Annotated in this window: 20 protein-coding genes; 9 read left to right on the top strand and 11 right to left on the bottom strand. The window is 59.2% G+C overall.

From position 1 onward, the window contains the following. Nucleotides 1-898 precede the first annotated feature (898 nt). Nucleotides 899-1,102 (bottom strand): hypothetical protein, encoded by a 204-nt coding sequence (locus B5V02_RS40000; RefSeq protein WP_146605986.1) that lies wholly within the window; start codon nt 1,100-1,102, stop codon nt 899-901. Between the two features lie 561 nt (nt 1,103-1,663). Between B5V02_RS40000 and B5V02_RS00500 the strand changes: the two genes are divergently transcribed. The 3 genes from B5V02_RS00500 to B5V02_RS00485 all read left to right on the top strand — a co-directional run bounded on the left by B5V02_RS00500 (nt 1,664) and on the right by B5V02_RS00485 (nt 4,704). After that, nucleotides 1,664-1,885, top strand: coding sequence for a hypothetical protein (locus B5V02_RS00500; protein WP_111542328.1), 222 nt, complete (start codon nt 1,664-1,666; stop codon nt 1,883-1,885). Nucleotides 1,886-2,819: 934 nt separating this feature from the next. Beyond that, nucleotides 2,820-3,209 (top strand): hypothetical protein, encoded by a 390-nt coding sequence (locus tag B5V02_RS39995; protein WP_146605985.1) that lies wholly within the window; start codon nt 2,820-2,822, stop codon nt 3,207-3,209. 1,225 nt (nt 3,210-4,434) lie between these two features. Continuing rightward, a complete protein-coding gene (locus B5V02_RS00485; protein WP_146605984.1) occupies nt 4,435-4,704 on the top strand; it encodes a hypothetical protein in 270 nt (89 codons plus the stop codon). A gap of 17 nt (nt 4,705-4,721) precedes the next feature. Here the strand turns inward: B5V02_RS00485 and B5V02_RS00480 are convergent, their stop codons facing one another. Continuing rightward, nucleotides 4,722-5,534, bottom strand: coding sequence for a plasmid partitioning protein RepB C-terminal domain-containing protein (locus B5V02_RS00480; protein WP_111542324.1), 813 nt, complete (start codon nt 5,532-5,534; stop codon nt 4,722-4,724). A 2-nt stretch (nt 5,535-5,536) separates the two neighbouring features. Further along, nucleotides 5,537-7,096 (bottom strand): recombinase family protein, encoded by a 1,560-nt coding sequence (locus tag B5V02_RS00475; protein ID WP_245445561.1) that lies wholly within the window; start codon nt 7,094-7,096, stop codon nt 5,537-5,539. Between the two features lie 316 nt (nt 7,097-7,412). Between B5V02_RS00475 and B5V02_RS00470 the strand changes: the two genes are divergently transcribed. After that, nucleotides 7,413-7,733: a YMGG-like glycine zipper-containing protein gene (locus tag B5V02_RS00470; RefSeq protein WP_095091384.1), complete on the top strand. Its 321-nt coding sequence runs from the start codon at nt 7,413-7,415 to the stop codon at nt 7,731-7,733. A gap of 145 nt (nt 7,734-7,878) precedes the next feature. Then, nucleotides 7,879-8,496, top strand: coding sequence for a class I SAM-dependent methyltransferase (locus B5V02_RS00465; protein ID WP_111542322.1), 618 nt, complete (start codon nt 7,879-7,881; stop codon nt 8,494-8,496). Between the two features lie 618 nt (nt 8,497-9,114). On the opposite strand, the gene B5V02_RS00460 is transcribed toward B5V02_RS00465, so the two are convergent. The 4 genes from B5V02_RS00460 to B5V02_RS00445 all read right to left on the bottom strand — a co-directional run bounded on the left by B5V02_RS00460 (nt 9,115) and on the right by B5V02_RS00445 (nt 14,212). Then, nucleotides 9,115-10,455, bottom strand: a complete 1,341-nt coding sequence (locus tag B5V02_RS00460; protein ID WP_146605983.1) for an HlyD family type I secretion periplasmic adaptor subunit — start codon at nt 10,453-10,455, stop codon at nt 9,115-9,117. Next, on the bottom strand, nt 10,452-12,179 hold the full coding sequence (locus B5V02_RS00455) for a type I secretion system permease/ATPase (protein ID WP_111542320.1): 1,728 nt from the start codon (nt 12,177-12,179) through the stop codon (nt 10,452-10,454). Before B5V02_RS00455 ends, B5V02_RS00460 begins: the two co-directional genes overlap by 4 nt. Nucleotides 12,180-12,316: 137 nt before the next feature. Then, nucleotides 12,317-13,084 carry a hypothetical protein gene (locus B5V02_RS00450; protein ID WP_111542319.1) on the bottom strand — a complete coding sequence of 256 codons (768 nt, stop codon included), beginning with the start codon at nt 13,082-13,084 and terminating at the stop codon, nt 12,317-12,319. 468 nt (nt 13,085-13,552) lie between these two features. Further along, on the bottom strand, nt 13,553-14,212 hold the full coding sequence (locus B5V02_RS00445; RefSeq protein WP_111542318.1) for a methyltransferase family protein: 660 nt from the start codon (nt 14,210-14,212) through the stop codon (nt 13,553-13,555). A 146-nt stretch (nt 14,213-14,358) separates the two neighbouring features. Between B5V02_RS00445 and B5V02_RS00440 the strand changes: the two genes are divergently transcribed. The 3 genes from B5V02_RS00440 (at nt 14,359) to B5V02_RS00430 (ending at nt 17,170) form a co-directional block, all read left to right on the top strand. Next, nucleotides 14,359-15,087, top strand: a complete 729-nt coding sequence (locus B5V02_RS00440; RefSeq protein WP_245445560.1) for an IS5 family transposase — start codon at nt 14,359-14,361, stop codon at nt 15,085-15,087. A 138-nt stretch (nt 15,088-15,225) separates the two neighbouring features. Then, nucleotides 15,226-15,975, top strand: coding sequence for a hypothetical protein (locus B5V02_RS41300; RefSeq protein WP_245445559.1), 750 nt, complete (start codon nt 15,226-15,228; stop codon nt 15,973-15,975). Then, nucleotides 15,872-17,170 carry a sulfotransferase family protein gene (locus B5V02_RS00430; protein ID WP_245445558.1) on the top strand — a complete coding sequence of 433 codons (1,299 nt, stop codon included), beginning with the start codon at nt 15,872-15,874 and terminating at the stop codon, nt 17,168-17,170. The genes B5V02_RS41300 and B5V02_RS00430 overlap by 104 nt, the downstream gene beginning before the upstream one ends. 444 nt (nt 17,171-17,614) lie before the next feature. On the opposite strand, the gene B5V02_RS00420 is transcribed toward B5V02_RS00430, so the two are convergent. From B5V02_RS00420 to B5V02_RS00405, 4 genes are all read right to left on the bottom strand, one after another. After that, complete coding sequence (locus B5V02_RS00420; RefSeq protein WP_111542316.1) at nt 17,615-17,926, bottom strand: hypothetical protein; 312 nt, start codon at nt 17,924-17,926, stop codon at nt 17,615-17,617. A gap of 591 nt (nt 17,927-18,517) precedes the next feature. After that, nucleotides 18,518-20,818 carry a xanthine dehydrogenase family protein molybdopterin-binding subunit gene (locus B5V02_RS00415; protein WP_167458310.1) on the bottom strand — a complete coding sequence of 767 codons (2,301 nt, stop codon included), beginning with the start codon at nt 20,816-20,818 and terminating at the stop codon, nt 18,518-18,520. Continuing rightward, nucleotides 20,811-22,175, bottom strand: coding sequence for a c-type cytochrome (locus B5V02_RS00410; protein ID WP_111542339.1), 1,365 nt, complete (start codon nt 22,173-22,175; stop codon nt 20,811-20,813). The genes B5V02_RS00415 and B5V02_RS00410 overlap by 8 nt, the downstream gene beginning before the upstream one ends. 2 nt (nt 22,176-22,177) lie before the next feature. Continuing rightward, the gene (locus B5V02_RS00405; protein ID WP_111542314.1) at nt 22,178-22,636 is read right to left on the bottom strand and encodes a (2Fe-2S)-binding protein; all 459 of its coding nucleotides are present in this window, start codon (nt 22,634-22,636) and stop codon (nt 22,178-22,180) included. 569 nt (nt 22,637-23,205) lie between these two features. Here B5V02_RS00405 and B5V02_RS00400 point away from each other — a divergent pair. Further along, on the top strand, nt 23,206-23,535 hold the full coding sequence (locus B5V02_RS00400; RefSeq protein WP_146605982.1) for a hypothetical protein: 330 nt from the start codon (nt 23,206-23,208) through the stop codon (nt 23,533-23,535). Nucleotides 23,536-23,697: the final 162 nt, after the last annotated feature.

Below are 23,697 nucleotides of genomic sequence, written 5' to 3'. Positions count from 1 at the left end.
CTAATTAAGCGTGTGCTAATTGAATTGCGCCTTTTGCCAGGGAACGGCTTATTCGGCTCAGCGATGAGCGCCAGGCCGCGCGAGACGCTTCGCAGGGGTAGGACTGCTGAATTACGGTGACAGTGCACTATTTTCTTTTCGTCGCCCGCCTCGCCTTCCCGGTTAACCTACACACAATGACAGCCGGACGGACATGGTAAGAAAGTGCACTGTCACCGTAATTCCCGACTTTCGATAGTATCCGATAGCGTTATCCGCAATCATCACAATGAATGGCGGCAAGCGTAAAATGCCCATGGTAGCATCGGGCACGTTTTCCGCATCGGAAGGTCAGTCCTAAGTGCTCTCAACTGTTTTACGAGAAAAGCTGGTTTGCGAATGCGGTCGCACTGGGTATTTGAAACTACGAGAAGACGATCAGCCCCTCAGCGGCACCTGGGAATCCTACAGCTTGGAGGGTTTCAATGGCGGTAGCCTGACGATCACCAGCTCCGGAGATATTCCGGGCGACAAGTTGGCCTATCTCCATCCTTTGTGTCCTCAATGCAGCCAGTGGGGCAAGGTGAGGTATGCCTGCCGGACCTAAGCCCACAAGAACCACATATATCGTGAGCGTTTTCGAGAAGCCGCATTGGAATTACGGTGACAGTGCGCCATTTTCCTTTCGCCGCTTGTCTCGCCTTTCCGATTTCACTGCTTTTCCGGTTTGGTTGGGCAGCCCGATCCAGAAAATGGCTTCGCTGCCTGCCGGCCGACCGATGCTCTCTCGGCTTTGCGCAGTGCATCGAAAGCCGCCATTGCTGGCAAGATGGGCTATGCGGTTAACCTGCACACAATGACGGCCGGTACGAACATGGCAAAGGGCACTGTCACCGTAATTCGTGGTCAACGGCGACGCTCAAAACGGTGGATGACACCACCAGAAAGCCTTGGCTTCCTCTTCGGGCGTCATCGGACGGACCTCCCATGAGTCCGTTTTCGCGATGTAACGTGTCCAAATGGGCGTGCCTTCTTCGCTGACGCTTTCGTGCCAGTCGGTAAACCCCATCAGCGGCAATAACGCTTCTCGGATCGATCGAAGCCGCAGTGCTGCCGTGTGCATGGGAATGACCTCCCTTCGCTGGTTACGGTGAGGAATTCCGACCTATCCGTCAGCGCTCCGCCACCGATTCTTGCGCAGCCTCACCCCGCCACCACCGCGTAGCGTTGCCGACCGTTTTCCAGCGGTCCGGCGGCCATGGCGGGGGGCTCGGGGTTTGACCGCCGGGCCTGACCAGCAAACGGGGTGGGTTTTGCCGGCTGGCAAATTATAGGCCGTTTATTCGAATATTCAATTTCTCTAAAATGATCCGTATGAGCCGCAACCGACCGTGCCGCCGCTCACGGATCGGGACGGGCCCGGTGCGGCCTGAGGCCGGTTACAAAACCTCGGTTGACCAGTGAATTGATCAGCGTCGAAGCGGTCAAAGGTCCTACATAAAACCATAGGAAAAAGCCCGCCACAGGAGCGACCTGTTCGTCAAGCGTTAGCTAATATAGATAAGCCCGCGTCATCCAATTGAGGGATGGCGCGACTTAACCTCCTGCTCCACCTAATGGCAAGGCAAAGGGCGGCAACCCGGTTTTGCTGCCCAAGGGGCCTGCTGGCTCTAGGGGGCTAAATATGAGCAAAACGACTCTCATACTCACTATCCTCGCGATCAGCATCGGCTATGCCGATGCCAAGGACCGTAAGGTGAACCTGCCGGTTTGCACCGCGTCAAGCTCACTCGCCGAAGTCCTGGGTGACAAGTGTTATCTCGTCAAAGGCTCGATGATCTACGGCGACATCGCCGAACTTTCCCAGATAATCACTTGGGCTGGTGGCGGAACTGGCGGTCTGTGAGGGTGCCCTGACCGGAACATCTCGTTCACCAGCATCCGAAGACACCAGGACCGCGGCGCTCAGACTAGGCGGCCCGGCATCCCTGTTACAGCGCGGTGGCCAGCAGGGCGCCGGGCCTGACCGGCGCGGGGGGCATGGGCGGTCGCGCCGGCTGGCGAATATATGTATGCCTCTGCTAATATAATCGGCACTTATCCGTATGAGCGATGGAAGCAGCAAAAGGTCGAGCACAAGCCGGTAATGACCTGGCACCCACCTTTTTGCGTCTAGCGCCTGCCATCCCCGACTGTACGTTTTTAACCAAGGCGCATAGGGCCGCTTCAATACGTCAAAGTTGAATGCGGCGTAGTTGCATAACTGCTAATATATATCGATGGCAGGGCTGCCTTCGCGGAATGGCCGGCGCCTGTTGTATGGGCTTTGTGGTAGAGGCGCCGCCTGGCAGGGGGTGAGAGCTCGTCGCTTCGCAAATGGGGCGACGGGCCGTCGACAGACTTTCCAAGCAACTTTCAGAGGCTGAGATCGAGCGCTTTCTGACGGCAGCGGAGTCGCTCCATAAGAGCATCGTCAAGCCGCTTCTATTGCCTACCAGCGACCACCATCGAGCGCTCCAGGGGGCGCATGAAGCGCTCCTAAAATCTATCCGAGAAATCACTGGCAAGGATGCGCCGTTCATTCAATTGTTCGGGGCGGGGCCGGTGCGGCCTACGGCTGGGTAGCGCTGGCTGAGCGGCCCGGCGCCCTGCTTTTGACACTGAACAAACCAGAGGGGCGCCGAGCCTTTACCGGCGGCGCTTTGAGGAAACGACGCCGAGTATTGAGTTATAGCGCTCTCGCTAGAGTTGCGGGAACACAGCCTTTTGGACGATGGCCGACGCGGTTTGCCATTTCATTAGAAATTGCTAAATTACAGTCGATATCGGGAATTGTGAGATTGGATGCTGCACGCATTAGCGTTGAGGCCAGACGACGGGCAGACTCGGTTGCTCCGCCGCCTCAATATGATCCTTTCTGGGCAAGTGCGGCCGGGGCGGCGATAGCCGGCGGCGTGGTCGCTATTTTTTGTTGGCTTCTCGGCAGCAGTCACATGACGGGTGCGATCGGCATAGTCATGATTTTGGCATTTGCGCTGCCGTATTTCTATCTCCGGAGCCAGGACCGGAAGAACAGTGAGGCCTTTGATACCTATTACATCAGGTTGTTGGAACTGGAGAGGGCAAGAGAGAAAAGCTTGCCTGCCGCCAAACCAAAGTCGCTTCCGGTAACAAAAGCTCGCCTGACGATAAGAAGGCCCCGCGTGCCCGTAAGAAAACCCCGCCTGTAATCGCGACTGGAAGCCGACATTCGAGAGAAGATGAATAGGCATCATAAGTCGCTGGAACATTAGCGACCTCTAAATGTTTTTACCTGGCGGCAGGTGGTGCCCTCCATCGCCTGCCGAAGATCGGGCCTCCGATCGGCCCGCGCTCTCCCGCCGAGGCGCGGGCTTTTGCGTGGCGGCTACCCCTTTCACTATGTGGCACGGAGGGTGTTCGGTGCGGCCCCTGCGGCTGGGTAGTCGACTAGGGACTTCAGTCTTAGTTGAGCTATCTCTAATATGAGGATAGCGTAGCCACAGTGGGCTGGGCTAGGTCCCGTCGCTCCGCAAAATGGGGCGGCGGGCCTTTGGATGGAGCGGCCCGGCACCCCTGCGGGTTGGGATGGGGCTAGGACACCGGGCCTAGCCGGCGGGATGTGCTCGCGAGGAACATCGCCGCCAGCTGGAGAACTTTATGCGCCTTTGCTAATGTAAAGTGAAGCACCTAATGAAGGAACGCAAAGGTCTGGCGATGACAGGTACGCCGGCAACAACCTACGTGGTGAGCGTATTCGAGAAGCCACATTGGCGCACCTGTCCTGACCACCAAAGACAAGGCCAAAGCACTGGCGATGACGAAGGAGATCGGCGACAAGGTCCGGGTTGAAGAGATAACGCCGAAGCCGAAGGAGCGTTAGGGTCGGCCCGTCAGGGCGATGCAATGGAACATTAGAGGCTGCTAATAGTTGTTAGTCAGCAGGGGCAAACCAACACCCCAGCAAGTCCCGCTATCCCTAGGGACTGCCCGCCGTTGCCGTGAATGGAGCGGCGGGTTTTTTGGCTCGCTGTAAGCAGCGCCTATAGGCACCTGCAAAAGCCCGAAAAACCTGATCAATGAAAAGCCCGCCACGGGAGCGACCTGCGGCGGGCTTTTGGAGTGGCTACATCCCTAAGGAATCGACCGCTTGTGGTTGTATTGTGAACTGCGTGATCGCGTTAGCCTATGGTGTGATCGCGGAAGCCCTGGCGTAAGCGCTCCCGTCCGTCTCACTTTCGTCATCGATATGGCGCACCGGAAGATAGGCATTCGTTTCCAGCCATTCCCGCAAGATCCGCACGATCGAGGGCGTCGCTCATCCGCGCTAATCGCCAAAAATCTCACATTTGAAGCCTCGCTTTCGCGGGGCTTTTTTCATTTCAGGGGATGCCTGAACAACCCGAAAAGTGGCCAAAGGGCGTCCAATGGACGTTGATGCATGCCCACAACGCGGGGCAGGTGGCACGTATTCGGTGTGGCTACTGCAACATCAAACGCTTCTACAAGCCTCTGGAATTGCGCGAGGTGATCGGCAACGTCACCGTCGACCAGGTGCGCGCAAAGGTACGCTGCGAGAGATGCAAGAAGAAGGAATATATGGACGCGGAACTATTTCACCCTGTCGGGCAAGAACTCGAGACCATCCGTTTCCGGCGCCTGGTCGAGATCAGGTGGGAAAAGCGCGTGATCTGGAAGGATGAGTAGCGTGACGGCCTTCATCGTCAGCTTCTGGGAGCCGTTTCCAATACGCCTTGGAATTGCGCGAGTTGCTTTGGAAAATGATGCGCTAGGTAACGTACAATCTTGAGATTATCCATCAGCCGGTTGAGGTACCCCCGTACCGCTATAAACTCAAGGTCCCATGAACCGAGGCGCTCGGCGGTGTTGCGGAACTCCTTGCTCAAGTCAGTCGATTCACTCTCCATCGCCTCGATTTGATTGGCAGTGATGCCTGCGCACTGCGTTCGCGGGATCGAAGGATCTGCAAGCTGTGATTGCGGCGTGAGCGCGATGAGGACCCTTGCCCAATTGACCTTCACCCTGTCCAACGCGATCATGAACTGTGCAATCTCTACCTGCCGGCTCGGTACGACCTTCCGTAGCAAGCCAAAGATTTTCGGGTTTACGCTGCAATCTTCCAAAAGGTCGATAACTTCGTAGCAAACACCTACGATGAGATGCTGACTCGCCGCTATGGTATGGCCCGGCTTATCGCAACCGATGAGAGTACTCGACTGATTGCGCGAGATTCTTTCTGCCAGTGTCCTTGGGGTCGTCGCGAAACCTTCCGCCTTCAGCAACGCTCGAAACGCATCAACAGGCATCAATTGGCGAAGAGCCTCGACGGCATTTTCGAGGCGCTCTCGCGACGCGTTTGCCTCACCGATGAAGCGCCGCATGCGTTCGCACTGGCGTCCGTGCGTTCTGAGCAACACATATCGGTTAAGTGGGGTCTGCGGCTCCAGCAAATCGTCGGTCAGATGGATTGCATGGCGGCTGCTCTTTAGAATGCGATCGGCCTCGGTTCGAGGCATGACTATGAGCCTAGCTCGATCGGCGCTCGCTTTGCCAACTCCACCAGAGGATCCAACGACTGGAAAAGGAAAGCATCGAGGCGCGTACCACTGTTTGATCTTAGCATAGGTGGGGCGCGTTGTGCGTCATCTGCCGGCGCGATCAGGTAGTCGCGTACCGTGACATTGTCGGTCTTCATCCTTATCAACACCGAAATGTCGGACACGGTCTCACGCCGCCTCCTAAATGGCCAGCGAGGATAACCGTAGCTTGTGGGGCGGTAGCGTGCGACCCATATCGCGACGGTGAACTCCTCATTGATCCGCAAAAGCCCCGTCTTGGCGTCGTAATAGGCCACTCCGCCTGCCTTGCCGATTGCGGCCACAAGATCCTCAATTAGCTCCAGTCGGCGCCGATGAAGCTGGTTGTTGAGGTCGAAATACCGGTAATTCAGCGAGGCCTCAAATCCTATCAGCCTATAAGCGACCTGAAGGCTTCCAAAGCGATGAATGTAAAGGCTTTTCTTCGAGCAGTCGGGCGCAGCGTTGATGATCGACGCCGATAACCACCCCCGCTTTTCCAGAAGCTTGGAAAGGTCAACCAGCATCTGCTCATTGCTGATCCGGCAAGCGCGTGCTTTTGCGATGGCCTGCGCGCGGTTGAAGAGATCGCGACTGACGAGCGGCTCGGACGCATTTTCCACGCGGACCCAGGTGCTCACAGGATTGCCAACCCGCTTGCTATGAAGCCTGGTGGATTTGCGATTCCACACATTGTTGCCGATATATTTTTCGTTGGTCAGCACCGTACGTACGGAACTGGTCGACCATGGCTGGTTCAGATCCGTCACCACGCCGCGCTCGTTCAGCGCAATTGCGATTTCGACGGCCCGTTTGCCCTTTTTGACAAACTGGCCGAAAATCCAGCGGACGATTGCAATTTCATCTGCCGGTCCAGGCACAAGGATGACCCGGTCCGTCACCAGGCTTTTATACTCCCGTTGCTTGAGGATGGTTTTGGGGTTCCCGGATGCGTCAACCATGAGGCGCCGGAAACCATATCCCGCGTAGCCGCCCCCTCGGAAACCCATCTTGATTATCCGGCTTTGCCCGATGAATGTCTTCTGCGAAAGCATGCGGCTCAACTCGGCGGCCATGGTGCGTTTGATCGCCTTAAGCACATCGGACCCGATGCTACCGTCGTTCGCAAATTGCTCGGCGCAAAACTCGATCCGCACCCCAGCCATCTGGCATCGATATTCGTAGGAGGCGCTTTCGTCGATGTTCTGGAAGCGCCCCCAACGGCTGACGTCATAGACCACAACCGTCTCAAAATCGGCCTGGCCGCTCTCGACATCGCGCAGTAGCCGCCTCAGACCAGGACGCCCTCCGATGCTAAGTCCACTCCGGCCGGGGTCTTCATATGTGGCAACGATGTCGTAGCCCATGACATCCGCATAGTCGCGGATCGCATCCCTCTGGTTTTCGATGGAGTAAGTCTGGTACTCGGTGGACATACGCAGATACTGAGCCGCGCGCACCTCGCGCCGTCCGGAGTTCTGGGTCGCCGATGCTTTTCCCATCGCCTCGCGCCACGGTATCGAGCTCGCAGGATATAGATCGGCAGACTGCGATTTGGTTAGGGAAACCTGTCCAGTTTGTCTCGAATGCGAGCATCATCGGGCACGGATTGAGGTGAATCCCAGTGCGCCATTGCATCGGCGCTCGGCGTTTCATTTCCTGATATCCCAGGCGCTGTCACATTCCGATTTGAGGACCAAACAGTTCAACGCCCGAGAAGCCGTGTCTTATATCGTGAGGCCTGGTGCCCCCGTTCCGCCGCAATGCGGCGGCACGTGGCGAGCCATAGGGATTTCAGGCCTTCAAGGGAGACTTCATATGAACTTTCACAAAGCCATTGCCGCCGTGCTGATGACTGCAGCACTTGCAGGCTGCGCACAGACCGAAGGCCAGCAGAGAGCCGGAACCGGCGCGCTGATCGGCGGCGCCGGCGGCGCCCTCGTCGGCCAGGCCATTGGCGGCAACACCAAGAGCACGGTCATCGGTGCGGCCAGCGGCGCCCTTCTCGGCGCGGTCGTCGGCTCAGCCACCACCCCGCAGCCGCAGCGCCGCGGCGAACAGATGTGCCGCTATCAGGACCGCGACGGCCGCATCTACACCGCCCCTTGCGACGACCGGTATTATAACGGCGACTATTGAGCGAGGCGACGTATTGATCTTCCCTTCTCCCTTGTTGTGGGAGAAGGGCCCGCCCGAAAGCTTGATACACACAGCGCAACGATGTCATCTTTTGCGCATTTGACGATGCTATAGGCCTGATGCGGGCGGGCACAGGAGGGTCGAAATGACCACGACGAGCCTTGCTGGCGCCTTGAAGAACCGAGGCAAACATATCGCAAAGCGGCTGCTTGGCTATGATTCCCGCAACTGGCTGCGCATCCGCCAGATCGAAGCGTTCACCGTCTTCCTCGAAGCGGGAAACCGTAAAGCCGCAGACGTGATCGAGATATCGCCCGGCTGGAACCGCTATTGGCGAGCGATGTGCCCCAATTACAGGTCGGTCGATTTCCCCAATTTCGACATCTGCAAGGACCGCACCGACGAGCAATATTCCATCGTCATCGCCGACCAGGTGCTGGAACATGTGCAGCGGCCGCAGGCCGCGGTGCAAAACATCCACGCCATGACCAGGTCCGGCGGCTGGGCAATGGTGGCGACACCCTTCCTGTTCCGGGTCCACGCCAGGCCGCACGACTATAACAGGTGGACCCCCGCCGGCCTGAAGCAGCTGATGGTCGAGGGCGGCTTTTCCGAAGCCAACGTCAAGGTCCACGGCTGGGGCAACAAGGCCTGCGCCAGGGCCCATATCGGCGGCCCCGTCCGCGCCTACGGCCTCTGGCGCGACTTGAGCAACGACGACGAGTACCCGCTGATGGTGTGGGCGTTTGCGAAGAAGGCGTAAGTACCCTTCACTCCTCGGTCGAGTTGTGCTCATTCTGGATACTATGAGTTCGCCCAGCTTAGACCTTCCGTGCCATTCGCCGACGACATCATGGAGACCTTCGACCATGTCCGGTCGGAAGAGGATATCACCACAATTCTGGTCATAGTTCTTATTGTTATTCTGCTGGGTGGTGGCGGTTTTACGGCGTGTCAACCTCAACAGTAATCCCCTTCATCACGCATATCGGGTTCTGCGGCATTGGCCAGGCGCGCGGAATTTTCCAAGCTGAGCTTCGCCGTCGTTTGAGTTAGAAGCGATATTTGGGCGGCAGCACCTCGAAGTTGCCGCACCGATTGCCAAAATGCCTGCTGATCCGGTCACCAGATCAGCCGCACCCGGGTTGTTGCGTCACCGCGATTTCTGGTAGGCGTTCCACCCAAAGGTTTTCACGAGCCCGCGCTCTGATTGACCTCTGCGTCGATCAATTGAGCAAGCGCCTCCCTAGCTGCAACCTCGGTATTGTGATGGCCTGTTTGAGTGATGACTGACGGCGCTGTAGGATTGCGCCTTTTCGCGTTTCAGGCATCCAGCCCAGCGGCTCGTCCCTCTCTCCTCGCATGTCAGCGTTCAATCCGATCAGTCCTCCCTGAAAGCATGCGCAAAGCTGTCGGCGAGGGGCTGGAATAGGTATTCGAGCATGGTGCGCTCACCCGTCACGATCGAGACGTCGACAGGCATGCCCGGATATAGCTTCACGTGCGGGAGCCCTTTGAACTGGTCGGCGTCCACCTCTACGGTCGCCGTGAAGTAGGTCGCTCCGCTCCGCTCGTCGACCGCCGCATCAGCAGAAATGCGCGTCAGCACCCCATCCAGCGTTGGTGTCACACGCTGCTTGAACGCGACGAGACGCACCGTTGCCGGCAGGCCCGGACGGACGACGTCGATATCGAGCGGCTGAATTCTCACATCCAGCACCATCTTGTCCTGGACAGGCACGAGGTCGAGGATGTCGCCGCCCGGGGCGACGACCCCGCCCGGCGTGACATAGCGAAGGTTCATTACCACTCCGTCCTCGGGCGCCAGAATGTCCCGGCGCTCAGCACGTGCGCCGGTCTTCAGGAGCGCCTTTTCAAACTCAGAGCGCTTGATCTGAGCCTCGCGAAGATCCTCGGAAGCGGTCTTGACCTGAGTCGCCCTGACATTCTCGATCTGCGCCTCAGCCTCCGCGATTTGCTGTCGAAGGCTTTCGATGCGCGCCCGGTTCGCGTCGGCATCGCCTTTGTTGGCGGCGAGCTGCCGCTCCAGACCCAGCGCGCGAGACTTCACTCCAAACCCCTTCTTGAGCAGTGTCCGGGCGTCCTTTAGCTCCTCCTGAAGGGAAGGTGTCTGCTGCTCGACCGCGTTGATCTGCGAGGTCAGCGCCAACATCTGCGCCTGATACTGGGCGCTCCGCTGATGCCAGACTTCGACCTCGGACTTCAGCACCTCGGCCTGGTCCGAAAAAATGCGCTCCTGTCCAGCAATCGCCTCGGCGACGGACGGCTCGCCCCGCCGGGCCAGCAGCTCTAGCGGAAACGAAATCCTGGGGAGGCTGTCGCGCTGCGCCGTCAGGCGAGCTTCGCTGGCGAGCAGCGCATCGACCTGATCGCGCACGGAGTCGCGATCCGAATCGGCATCAAGCCCGTCGAGCCGAACCAGCACCTGGCCTTGCTTGACTGCATCTCCCTCGCGGATCAGGATTTCCCGGATGATACCGCCTTCCAGATGCTGGACGGTCTTGCGGTTGCTGTCGACCTTGACGACGCCCGGAGCAACCGCCGCGCTCGTTAGCGGGGCGGTTGCCGCCCAGAAGCCGAAGCAGCCGAACATCAGCCCGATCACGACAAGGCCGCCGACCACGTTACCGCGAAGCGGCGGATAGGGGGGCGGCGCCGCCAGCTCCAACATTCCGGCAGGCAGGCGGGCTGCGTTCCTCACGATGCTTCCCTTTCGGAGCTTACTACCCGGACCTGCGGCATGGCCACGGGAGACTGGCCGCGACGGAGCTGCGAAAGCACTTCGTCGCGCCGGCCGAACATCTGCACCTGGCCCTCGTTGAGCACCAGCACGCTATCGACAAGAGCCATCAGGGAGGGCCTATGCGCAACGATCACGACGGTCGAGCCGGCCTCTTTCATCGCAACGATCGCCTGGTTCAGCCTCTCTTCTCCGGCTGCATCGAGGCTAGAATTCGGCTCGTCCAACACCACAAGTGCCGGGCGGCCATAGAGTGCCCGGGCAAGCCCAATGCGCTGACGCTGCCCGCCGGAGAGCGCCGAACCCTGCTCCCCGATCTCTGTTTCGTATCCCTTGGGCAGCCTAAGAATCATCTCGTGCACCCCGGCCATTTGGGCGGCGGCGACGATCGTGGCCGGGTCGCCTTGCTCCATGCGCGCAATGTTTTCGCGGATCGTACCTGGAAATAGCTCGACGTCCTGCGGCAGATAGCCGACGTGCCGGCCGAAATCGCTCCGGTCCCAGGCAAACACGTCCGCGCCATCAAGCCGCAGTTGGCCGTGTTGCGGCGCAGCCATGCCGACGATGAGCCGGGCGAGCGTCGACTTGCCCGCCGCCGACGGACCGATCACCGCCAAGACTTGGCCGGGCGACAGCGAGAAGGTGACGTTCCTCAACACCGGCGCCTTGGCGGCTGCCGGCGTATAAGTGACGGCTTCGGCCGAAAGCTGCCCCTGCGGCTTCGGCAGTTCCATCCCGGTGGGGCGAAGCGGCGGGGCCTCGAACAGCCGAGCGAGCCGGCCCCAGGCCTCGCGCGCGCCCGCCGTCTGCTTCCACGTGGCGATCGCCTGCTCGACCGGGGCAAGCGCGCGCGACATGACAATCGAGGCGGCAACCATGGCGCCGGGCGAGACTTCATGACGCAGCGACAGCCACGCGCCAAGGCCCAGCACCGCCACCTGCAGAAACATCCGGAACGGTTTGGTGAAGGCGTTGATCAGACCGGCGCGGTCGCTGGCGCGCGATTGCAGCGCGAGCACTCCCGCATTGGCTGCGTCCCAGCGTCGCATGAGCACGCCGCCCATCCCCATTCCGGCGATCACTTCGGCATTCCGGAAGCCGGCGTCTATCGCTTGGTAAGCGCGAGCAGAAGCAGCGTTGGCTTGTTTGAGCGTCCCCGCGGTCAGTGCGTTATTGGCGAGCGCGAGCGCGAAGAGGATAACTGCACCGCCGAGCGCAAGCAGCCCGAGCAGCGGGTGCAGCAGGAAGATGAAGATGAGATAGAGCGGCATCCAGGGTGCGTCGAACAGTGCCATGATCCCGCCGCCGCCCAGATAGCCACGCACGGTGGCGAGATCGCGCAGGGCTTCGGTTCGATAGGGGAAGCCACGCAGTGCATTTTCCAGGCCGCGTCCCAGCACCTGCGGCGCGAGCACGCGGTCGATCCAGACGCCGAGGCGAACCAGCAGGCGGGAGCGGAAAAACTCGAGCGCACCCATTGCCGCGAGCGCCATCGTCGCAATCAGCGTCAGGTAGATCAGTGTCTCGACGCTGCGGCCCGGCAGCACCCGGTCATAGACCTGCAGCATATAGACAGAAGTCGACAGCACGAGCAGGTTGATGACGAAGCTGAAGGCGCCGACGGCGACAAAGCCGCCGCGGCAGCGCGCGAAGGTTTCTGCGAGCAGGTTACTGGTTGGCGTCATGGCGGGGCAAACTCAATGAGGCCCGCAGCGCATAAGCTTCGGAAGCGGGCGGGAACGCGTCACGGAAAGGACTTGGCCATATTCGGCCGGCTCATCGAACAGGAGCGGCACGTTGCCGTGCCGCCCCTCAGATATGTTTAGACTGCCGACGCGAAGTTGAGGTGAGCCCCCACTTCGCCTACGTCGTGTACCCCGAGCACGACAATGTCGAAACTGCCGATGTGAACGGTGGTATCGGTCCCGTCCGTGGTGATAGTTCCGCCGGCTGCAGCAAACTGGTCCGCGGTGATATCAAGAGCGATGTTGTCGTGACCGTTCCCAAAGTCGTGAATGTAGTTTGTGCTGGTATTTGTGGTGTAGCCGCCACCCTCAAGCCACGAGAACGAGTTATCGTAATCCACGCTTCCCGTCTTGGCTGTCTTGCCGCTGCTGTACGTGTAGTCAACGTGGGTCGTGTCTTGGTTCGTGTCGTCGCCGTGCAAAGCGTCCATTGCGGCACGCCAGTCTTCGAGGTTGGATGCGTACGAATTCCACACGCCGTTCGTATTGGCGCCGCTTGTCTGGGTGGGGACAGCCCCATCGTGGTAATATTCGGTGTGGAGTGTGGGGGCGGAGCCTTGCAGGTTTAGATGGAACTCGAACGTATCGTTTCCGTATCCGCCCGTGAGATTATTCGTGCCCTGGGACTCAATGATCGTATCGTTGTCCTGGACGACTTGCACAACAGGATGCGCGGACGATCCAGTGGTCCAGTTCTGTTCCGTTGCAGCTCCGGCTGTGATGCTATCATCGCCGCTGCTGCCGGTAATTGTGTCGTTCGTTTGGCTGCTATTGCCGTCGGTGTTCGCTTCATTCGAAAGGTCCAGCGTGTTGGACCCATTGTACGGCAACGTATAGTCGGCCATTTACTTCTCCTGTCCTGTTTGGGAGCGACTCGCGCTCATTTTTGATCACCCGGACGCCCCCCATGTCGCGCGATCGCGGAACAGGCGTACTCGGTGCCGCGGACCCTACATTAGCGTTTTACCATTTGGAAACCCTAATTTAGAGAATTGGCAAGTATACAGAACTTTAACCTTAACGGCCCGACGACAGCCTACTGCGCCAAGGTGCCTATGCGCCCATCGAACGGAAAGCTGCCATTCCGCTTCCGGCCCCCAGGCTGCCGGGCGGCAGTGCGCCTCACCCCGTCGTTAAAGTTAGCTGGGCGCCTGTCTTTAAGCGGACATTACCGGCGACCGCGGTGGACGTCGCGGGTGCGCCAATTTCAGACATCGGAACCAAAACGTGAGCCTAAGGGACCACGGCAAAAATTAGCTGCATTGGCAGGCCGCGACGACCTTCGAAGCACGCTTCCTAAGGAGGTTTGGCTCTCACCAAATACCCGGGAGAAGTTGCCATCGGACCCGCGCGGCGTAATCCGAATAGCCCGCAAGCTCCGCGCGAAGAATTCGGTCCTCCGTGATGGTGCGGTAGAGCAGAAACGGCAGGCTAAAGAGCACAACGAGCGCAGCCGCGAGCCACGATCCGAGCGCGGGTCCGCTTGCCGCTATGATCAGAAATCCAGCGGTGTAGCCAGGATGGCGGACGAAGGCATAAGGCCCCGTGCTGACGACGTGCTGGCCGCGGTCGGCCTGGATGCGAATGACTGAGGAGAAAAACCGGTTCACACGCATAGCCCATAGTGCAAGGGCGTAGCCGGCCGCGACCGTGAACAGGCAAACGCCCTGAAGCCAATCGGGCACGTTGTCGCTCCAATGGAAACGGCCACGGTCAAGCCCGGCAACGATCCAGTGCACGAACAGAACGAGCGAGAAGACCCTCAGCGAGAGCGGCGGCTTCTTGCCACCCGGCCGCATGCGTTCGCGCAGGAGGTCCGGATCGAGCGCCGCGAACGAAACGATCATGACGACAGCGAAGATTGCGAGATAGGCCCAAAAGCCCGGGACAGCGATCGTGCCGGCCGCTTCGAACAATGCGGCAGCCGCGGCGACCACAAACAAACCTGCCTTGAAGTAAGCCGAGACGGGCATCCGCTACCTTACCACCTCAAAGGAGAAGCGAAGTACGGTGCCCAGTTTACCCCGATGTCTGGCTTGGGCCTACAGGGGACGGTGGCATTTGCCACTTGCGGCGTCATCGACGGATTGATTCAATGGTTGCGCAAGGAGGCGCTGCCATGAGTGATTTGATGCTGTTGTCTGAGGCGCAGATGCGCCGCATTAAGCCATACTTTCCATTGTCGCACGGTATTCCGCGAGTGGACGACCGCCGGATCATCAGTGGTATTGTCTTCGTTATTCGGAACGGATTGCGCTGGCGCGACGCGCCTAAAGAATATGGTCCCCACAAGACGATTTATAATCGCTTCATCCGATGGAGCAGGCTTGCTCGCAGCCAGACGCGGCAAGCCGGAACAATTGATGATCGATGCTACCCATTTGAAAGCACATCAGACGGCAGCCAGCCTGTTAAAAAAGGGGATGTTCCTAGACGTATCGGGCGGACCAAAGGTGGTTTGAATTCGAAACTACACGCGGTGTGCGATGGCCAGGGCCGACCTTTGATCATGTTGCTAAGCGAAGGCCAGATGAGCGATTTCAGAGGGGCCGCTCTTATGCTCAAAGCCTTGCCCAAGGCCAAAGCAATGCTTGCAGACAAGGGATACGACGCCGACTGGTTTCGAAAGGCGCTGGCTGATCGCAGAATCACCGCCTGCATTCCGTCAAAGGCCAACAGAAAGGTCCCAATCCCGCATGATGTTGTGCCCTACAAGCAACGTCACAAGATCGAAAACATGTTCGGAAAACTCAAAGACTGGCGTCGTATTCACATTCGATACGACCGCTGCGCCCACACCTTTTTCTCAAGCTTATGCATAGCAGCGGCCGTGATCTTCTGGCTCTGATTAGTGAGTCCTGACCCTAATTAAACGGTTACGTTTGATCGGTTGAGACACCAAACGATAATGTTGCTAGTTATCCTTCGAGTGGGAAGCATCGCGTTCGGTATTTTTCGAAGCTGGTGTTTATTGGGGGGTGTTTCATTGTCGCGAAAGACGACGTTTTCATCGACTCAATTGCCTCCGCATCTCAACGAACGTGATCGATTTTCCCTCTGGCAAGATATCCATGTCGCGGAGATATGGTCGGTCGAATACGGAATATCCGGCAATCTGCCTTTCGAGGCCACGATCGAAGCCGAGGCGATCGGGCCCATTGTTCTTGGCCAGATGTCCGGAACAATCAAGCATGCGACGAGAAAGGCGAGCAACATCGCCGATGATGACAATGACGGCTACCTTCTGCTGATCAACAAAGCCGACACCGTGCTGGCCGGAACCCAGGTCGGTCGTGACTATGGTGTGGGGCAGGGAGAGGCGGCCCTGGTCACAGCGGCAGAACCTCTGAAAATGATCGGCAGCGACAAGAATGTATGGATGAACGTGGTGATCCCCCGTGCCATCCTCACACATGCCTTCCCGCGCATCGATGTGCGGAATCCGGGTTCCGCGGTCATTCACAGAATTGACGTTTTGACACAGTTTGATCTAAGCGTAGGATCCTTACCAGGACCAGAATGCAAAGCACCTTCGATTGATAACCAAAATAGCCGGACTACCATCGTCGCCGGACCGGCAGGCCATCCTTGTCCTTGGAATGCACCGGAGCGGGACCTCGGCGCTTGGCGGCGTGGTCAACACACTGGGAGCTGTCGGGCCGAAAACCTTATTGCCCTTGAATGCCTCCAATCCGCTCGGATTCTTCGAGAGTTTGCCCCTTGTCGCAGCGCATGACGAACTGCTCGCATCGGCAGGCTCTTGCTGGCATGATTGGCGTCAACTCAATCCACAATGGATACACTCGGAGGCAGCAGAGCGGCATCGTCAGAAGACAAAGGCGCTGCTCATCGACGAGTTCGGCGACGAACCCTTGATCATTATCAAGGACCCCCGGATATGCAGATTTGTTCCATTCATGTCGTCGATCTTGGCCGAGATGAATGTCAGTCCTATCGCTTTTCTACCGGTGCGCAATCCTCTTGAGATCGCATATTCGCTGCAGCGGCGGGACAAGATTGCGCTGCCGAAATCGCTTCTTTTGTGGCTCAGGCACGTGCTCGATGCCGAATATCATTCGCGACACCTGCCGCGATACTTTCTCCCATATGAAGGATTACTGATCGACTGGCGAAATCATATGGACCGCGCGGCCGAAAAAACCGGTCTGATCTGGCCCGTTCGTTCCGACCGCCCCGACGTCAAGATCGACCAGTTTTTGACGACGGACCTTTATCATGAAAGGTCCACCCTCGAAGACATGCAGAACCATCCGGACATTACAGCCTTGGTCCGCGAGACCTACGAAATTCTGACCGCCATCGTTGCTGACGGTGAAAACAGGGATTTGCTTGATCGGCTGGACCTTGTGCGAACGAAATTTGATGAAGGCTGCGAAACATTTGGGGCAGCGGTGGCGGCGGAGGAATTGGCGGTTGAGCAATTGCGTGGTGACTACGGCATGCTCAACGCCGAGGCGGAGCGGATCCGCCAGGAGAATTCGAAACTTACAACCTTTTTGGAACAGCAGTCCACGGAAGTTCGCGTCCTGGCGGGCGAACGTGATGCGCTTGCCCAAGCCCACAACAGTCTGCTTGCTGACCGGAACAACCTCGCAACAGCCCAAGACAGGTTGATCGCCGCACACGATGCCCTAGCTTCTAACCACAACAATCTGATCGCTGAGCGGAACAACCTCGCAACAGCCCAAGACAGGTTGATCGCCGCACACGATGCCCTAGCCTCTAACCACAACAATCTGATCGCTGAGCGGAACAACCTCGCAACCGCACAACACAGGTTGATCGCCGAACGCGATGCCCTCTTGCGCGACAGGGACGGCGTCGTCGGTGAGCGCAATGCGCTGCTCGCGTCGCACAGTTGGCGACTCACAGCACCCTTGCGAGGGATAAGAAAGCTGTTCGCCCGCTGAGTACCGCGCCGACCGAGACGACCATTAGAATCGGGAAGGCGCAACATGCTGATCAGCGACTATGTCGGCAAGGAATGATCCCGGGCATGCCTGAAGACGAGAAAAGCCCGGGTCTCCCGCGCTTCTTCGGTCTTGTCTTTGCGCGCTCAGGAGACGCGCGGCGGCGCGGGCGAGATCAGCAGTATGACAGCGCTTCTAGCGCCTCGGCGGCTGCTTTGAGAATGCTGATCGCCTCGACCTGCTTGTCGGCCGGGGCATCGACGAAGTCACCGAGAGCCGCGCGCAGCCGGCGGGGGCGGCGCGGAATTCGTCGCGGGCTTCCGAGCGGCCACCGCCGCGACCGCCACGACGACCGCCCTTTTCGCTTTCGTCGTTCCAGCAGTCGCATGCCTTGGTCATCTTGCGGCCGAAGCGCTCGAGCCAGCAGGTGCCAAACGACAGCGCCTAATCGGCATGCTCAAAATAAGAATAATCAAGAGAATGGCGGCTCGGCGGTAGGTCCTTAACCTCGCCACGCTCTAGGCTTCCTCGGTCGGTCGAAATCGCCAACTGCTTTTCAAGCAACGCAATTACGCCCGACAGGCCGACCGTCTGCTTTTCGAGCAACGCAATCACGCCCGACAGGCCGACCGTCATGACGCCCATACCGAACGAGACCGAGCCCAGGATCTCTTGGATTTCGGACTTGGCGAACAGGAAGATCAAGATCGCACCGCCGATCTGAATAACACCAAAAATTCCGAGTATCGCGCGCATGATATGCCTCCCACGTTTTCGCTAGACAGTCGAGCAATAATCGCGCGTGCGCAAGTGCTAAATCTGGCTATATTCGCCCCGTCTAATAAACAATAGGCACGGTGCAATAGATGAAACCAAAGCAGCTTGACCTGTTTGACCGGGCGGAGCGCCAGCCGACTGCCGTCATCCTCGACTGGAGCGCACGGTTTGATCGACGGCTTCTTCTGGGAGAGCGCCGGTGAATATATCGAAGAGGACCTGGAACGAGCGCGCAGGATCTGCTGGCGCTACATCTGCTTGCTGATGCCAAGCATCGAGTTGTAAGGACGTTTCAACACCACCCGCAAAGCCATTCGCAACAGCTCGCCCTTCGATCTCTGAAACCAGAAGGCGGATGAAATGGCGGAGAAGCAGCTATGCCGAACGTCACCTTCACGTCAGCGTTGCGCCTCCTCTCGGTCGTGGAGTTCAAATTTCCGTTTGCCCAAAAGCAGAGATCTCCGGCGACCACACTGGAGGTCGCGGTTGCGCCAAGAATTGCAGCTTCAAGAAAGCAAAAACCATATGAGCCGTGGTCAAGGCCCATGCAGTTGAGTCTGCATTGATCTGTCAGACTGCCAGCGCGTAGCCCAGATCGCGCAATGGCAGGCGGCGCACCCGCTCTCCGGTGGCGGCGAAGATGGAGTTGCCAAGTGCTGGCGCCAGCGCCGGAAAGGCGGGTTCGCCCATGCCTGTCGGCGGATTGTCCGATTGGATGAAATAGGCATCAATCGTCATTGGTGCGAAAGGCATGCGCAGGATCGGATAGGCATTGTAGTTCTGCTCTTGGATCCGGCCATTTTCGATGTTGATCTTGAGACCCATGGCGGTGGAAAGAGCGTCGGTGGACGCGCCCTGCGCCTGGGCTTCTGAGCCAGCCATGTCAATGATTGGGCCGACGTCAAGCACCACCACGATGCGACCGATCTTGATCTGCTTGTTGGTATCGACACTAAGCTCAATGGCCTGCGCAACGTGTCCGGCGTGGGAATAACACCAGGCCAGACCCAAACCGCTGCGCTTCGGCAGTGTCTTTCCCCAGCCTGCCTTCTCGGCGCACATCCTGATGACGTCGGTGGCCCGTTTGGGACTGAAGTTGACGCTTTTGTCCTTGGGCGCCAGTTCAGGCACGTCGCGGTTCACTGCATCGATCAGGAACTCGACATGGTCGCGGCCAGACGCGAGCGACAGTTCATGCATGAAACTCTGCGCTGCGAAGACCTGGGCGTTGTCGCCCGGCGCGCGCCAGGCGCCGGTGGGGATCCTCAGCGGCAACATGGTCTTGGCGCGGCGCAGGTTTGGCGCCTTGATGGAATATCTCAGATTGTCGGTGAGGTTGGCGCCCGAGGCTTCTTTCTTGCCGTCGGCGGTGAAAGTGATGAAATGTTCCCGCCAGGCATCGAGCCTGCCATTCTTGTCGATCGCGCCCTTGAACTGATGGTAGCCGGCGGGCCGGTAGAAATCGTGGGCGAAATCGTCTTCCCGGGTCCATTGCAGCTTGACCGGGGCGTTGACCTTCTGCGCGATGGCCGCGGCCTCGCAGGCATAGTCATTGACCAACCGCCGTCCGAAACCGCCGCCAACGCGGGTCTGGTGCATCACGACTTTTTCAGGCGCAATGCCTGCCACTTTTCCAATCAGCGGCAAGCCGCGATCGGGCTGCTGGGTGGGCACCCACATTTCCATCACGCCGTCATGCCAGTACGCCGTGGTGTTCATCGGCTCCAGCGGCACATGGGCGGCGAAAGGATATTCGTAGTAGGCCTCCACGGTCTTGGCGGCATTGGCGAAGGATTTGTCCACGTCACCGACCTTGTCGTCGGCCTTTTGCGGGAAACTGGTCGCCAGCTTGCTGGCCTGGACCGAGAATTGCGACGTCGAATCGGTCGACGCCTTGCTCAGGTCCCAATCCACCTGAAGCTTGTTCTTGGCTTGGAAAGCGCTCCAGGTGTCCCTGGCGATGATGGCGACGCCCGGCATCACTTCGACCATCATGCCGGTGCCGTCCACCGCGAAGGCGTCGAGCACGCCGCGCTGGGCCTTGATCTCGTCCACATTGAAGGATTTGACCTTGCCGCCCGCCGCCGGACATTTGGTGTAGGTGGCATAGACCATGCCGGGGAGCTGGACATCGATGCCGAACAGCTGCTGGCCGCTGACGACCTTTGGATCGTCGACGCCGCGATAGCGCTTGCCGATCAGGCGGTATTCGGTCCGGGTCTTCAGCTTCAGGTCCCTGGGATCGGGCACCGGCATTTTCGCTGCCGCCGCGGCAAGCGACCCATAGGTTGCGGACCGACCGCTGGCGGCATGGGTCAAGATTGAATCCCTGGCGGTAATCTGCGACGAGTCCACTGCCCACTGTCCCGCCGCGGCGGCGATGAGCATCACCTTGGCGCCGGCGCCGGCTTGACGCAGCTGGTCCCAGGCATGCGGGATCGAGGTCGAACCTCCCGCGCCCTGGCTGCCATAGACCTTGGGATTGATGTCCGCCTGCTCCATGACGACATGGTTCCAGTCGGCGTCGAGTTCGTCGGCAATGATCACGCCGAAAGAGGTCTTGATGCCCTGGCCGATCTCCGGGCATTTGGAATAGATGGTGATCGTGTTGTCCGGAGCGATGCGGATGAAGGCGTTCATCGCCTGGTCCTTGCTATCAACCGTATCGACGTTCGCACCATCCGCCGCGAACGCTGCGCCTCCAAGGTGAAAGCCCAGCACCAGTCCTGCGGCACCAGCGCCGGCCAGCTTGAAGAAGGTGCGCCGTCCCATTGTCACCGTCGCACTGGCCGTCGGTACGGAGCGAACCTCGCGTATCAGCGCCGAGAGGTAAGCATCGGACCGGGCAAAGCTGGATTGCGTGTCAGCCATTGGGGGTCTCCTTGGATTGCTGGGCCGCCTGCTTGCGCAGATCCGCCACATCCTTGCCTGTCAGGTTCGCGCCTTTGGCGCCAAACCGGGCGGTGACATAGTTGGCCACGGCGGCAATGTCGTCGTCGGAATAGCCCTCACCAAAAGCAGGCATGAAGATCGTGCCTTCGACGGTCTTGCGGTTGACGCCGTTGATGACCGTCTGCGCCACGTTGGTGGCACTGGGATCGTTCACCGCACGCACGCCGGTCAGAGTGGCATAGTCGGTGACCGGGCTCACGCCAGTCCAGTCGTGGCAGCTGGCGCACGCGCCGGCGAAGATCTTTTCACCTCGCGAATTGGACTCCGCCGCCACACCCTCCTTGTACGACGCGGGCGCCGCCGTCTTGACGGTGCGCGGCAGGTCGCTCGCATGGGAAGGTATGCTGCGCAGATAAGCCACAAGAGCATGGGTGTCGTCCGGCACCAGATAGCTCAGGCTGTCGTCGGCCGCTTCACCCATCGGGCCGGCCGCGCCGCCATGGCCGTTGGCATGACCGGTGGAAAGATAGGAAAAGAGATCCTGGTCGCTCCAGTTGCCAATGCCTGAATCCTTGTCGCCTGTGATGTTGTAGGCGCGCCAACCCGCGGTGGGGGCACCAGCGAATTTGCCGTGATTGTCCGGCGCATAAGCCAGGTTGCGCGGTGTATGGCATTCGCCGCAATGGCCCATCGCCTCGGCAAGATAGGCGCCTCTGTTCCATTGCGGGCTCTGGCCGGTGTTGGGACGGAAGCGTTCGTCGGGATTGAACACGACGTTCCAGATTGCCAGCAGGCTGCGCTGGCTGAACGGCCAGGAAAGCTGGTCCTGCCTGGCCGGGGCATGTACCGGCGCTAGCGTGAAGAGATAGGCCTTGATGGCCAGCGCGTCGGCATCCGTCATGTAGGTATAGGAGCTGTAGGGCATGGCGGGATAGAGTTTTTCGCCGTCGGCGCGAATGCCCTTGTGCACAGCCGCAAGGAACTGGGCGTCGGTATAATTGCCGATGCCCGTTTGCTTGTCCGGCGTGATGTTTGTGGAATAGATTGTGCCGAACGGCATGTTGAAGGCGAAACCGCCTGCGAAGGGGGCGCCGCCCGGAGCGGTGTGGCAGGCCTGGCAGTCCGCGGCATGGGTAAGATATTCGCCGCGCTTGACCAGATCGGCACTGGCAAGCTGGGCGGGAACACCGGTGATATCGACGCCCTGGTAAGCTGCCAGTGCCACGGTCGAGCCGCCGGCAAAGGACATCGGATCCCGGCCAAGAAACAGGCAGCCCGAGAAACCAAGTGCGACAACGGCAATGGCCGCGACGACGATACCGATGGCTTTTTTCATGGTCATGCCGATTTGGCAGCGGCGTTCTTGATCGCCCGGCGGATGCGGATATAGGTCCCGCAGCGGCAGATATTGCCCGCCATGGCCGCGTCAATGTCGGAATCGTCGGGCTGAGGGTTGCTGTCGAGAAGCGCCGTGGCCGACATGATCTGGCCGGCTTGGCAATAGCCGCATTGCGGCACTGCGGCTTCCATCCAGGCCTGCTGGACTTTGGCGCCGTTGGGCGTGCTGCCAATCCCTTCAATGGTGACGACGGCGCGGGTGCCGACATCGCCGATGGTCAATTGGCAAGAACGCACCGGCTTGCCACCCACATGCACAGTGCAAACGCCGCATTGGGCGATGCCACAGCCATATTTGGTGCCGACCAGATTGAGATGGTCGCGCAGCACCCACAGAAGCGGCATGTCTTCCGGCACATCGACGTCGTGTGATAGTCCGTTGATTGTAAGAGTGAGCATGTCTCCATCCCTCGCTGACAATGAAATCCACGCATCAGCAGAATTTCCTCGTCAAATTGTAGGGGACCGGAACTCCGCAGGTAGGATCCGTTGGATCACATTTAAGGGAGCGTTGGACGGTTATGCACCAGAGGATTTGATGTAGGCCCAGCGTCCGGCCAGGTCGATGTGCCCAAGGCGCATGAAGGTCCGCTTCTGACATTCAAAGGCTCAAAAGCTGCCAGTCCGCGTCCGAGGCATCCGTTGCCGGGGGAACGCCGCCCACAAAAGCCCGCCGGGCGCAGCCAGCGGGCCAAGTCAGAGTGGCTTGAGATCAACTCGGCATGGGGCGGTCGCTTATGCCCCAAATCAAACGAAACGAGCCCGCCCACCTTTCGGCACGGCGGGCTCTCCACGGTCCAAAAATTGCTTGGGTTCCCGGACCGGTAAAATCCAGTAGCCGAAATGGTTCCGGCAATCAAGCCGGACATTGTTGTGACTTGATCCGCTATCGGACGTTGTAACCGTTGAAAAGTCGGCCTTGCGCCGGCATCTAGGTTCCGGCATGCTCAACGCCGTCGGAGGGGAAGGTGGTAAGACTTTTATTTTTGGCAGCGTTGCTATTCATCGGCGCCTATCCGGCGCTGGCCAACGATCAGGCCGACTCTCTAGCCGACATTGAGGCCAACTGCAAAGCCGAATGGGCTAACGACTACTCGATGCAGGAGTATTGCATCGGCAGGCAGATCGACGCGATCGACGCCGTCGCGAAGATTCATAAATCCTCGCTCAGCGTCGCCGAGAAAGACATGCTCAGTCAGTGCCTTTCGCAATGGACACAGGATTGGGGCATGGTGAATTACTGCTACAAAAAGCAGCATGACGCCTACGTTCGGCTCCAGGAAATTGAGCATCGATAGCTGGGTTTCCCCGATAGATTGGTCGCTTCGAGCGCCAGTGATTGCCGGCGTTGTCAGAAAAGAGGCGCGCAGCTGGCGTCGGTATGGGCGGCCGGCGGGCGGCATTTCGGCAAGCTCGCCTTCGCGCTGTCGTGGTGAGCGGTGGGACGCGCTGGAGATTGG

It is taken from the genome of Mesorhizobium kowhaii (assembly GCF_003253745.1).
GTDB lineage: Bacteria > Pseudomonadota > Alphaproteobacteria > Rhizobiales > Rhizobiaceae > Mesorhizobium > Mesorhizobium kowhaii.
This window is presented reverse-complemented; position numbering and strand designations above follow the sequence as displayed.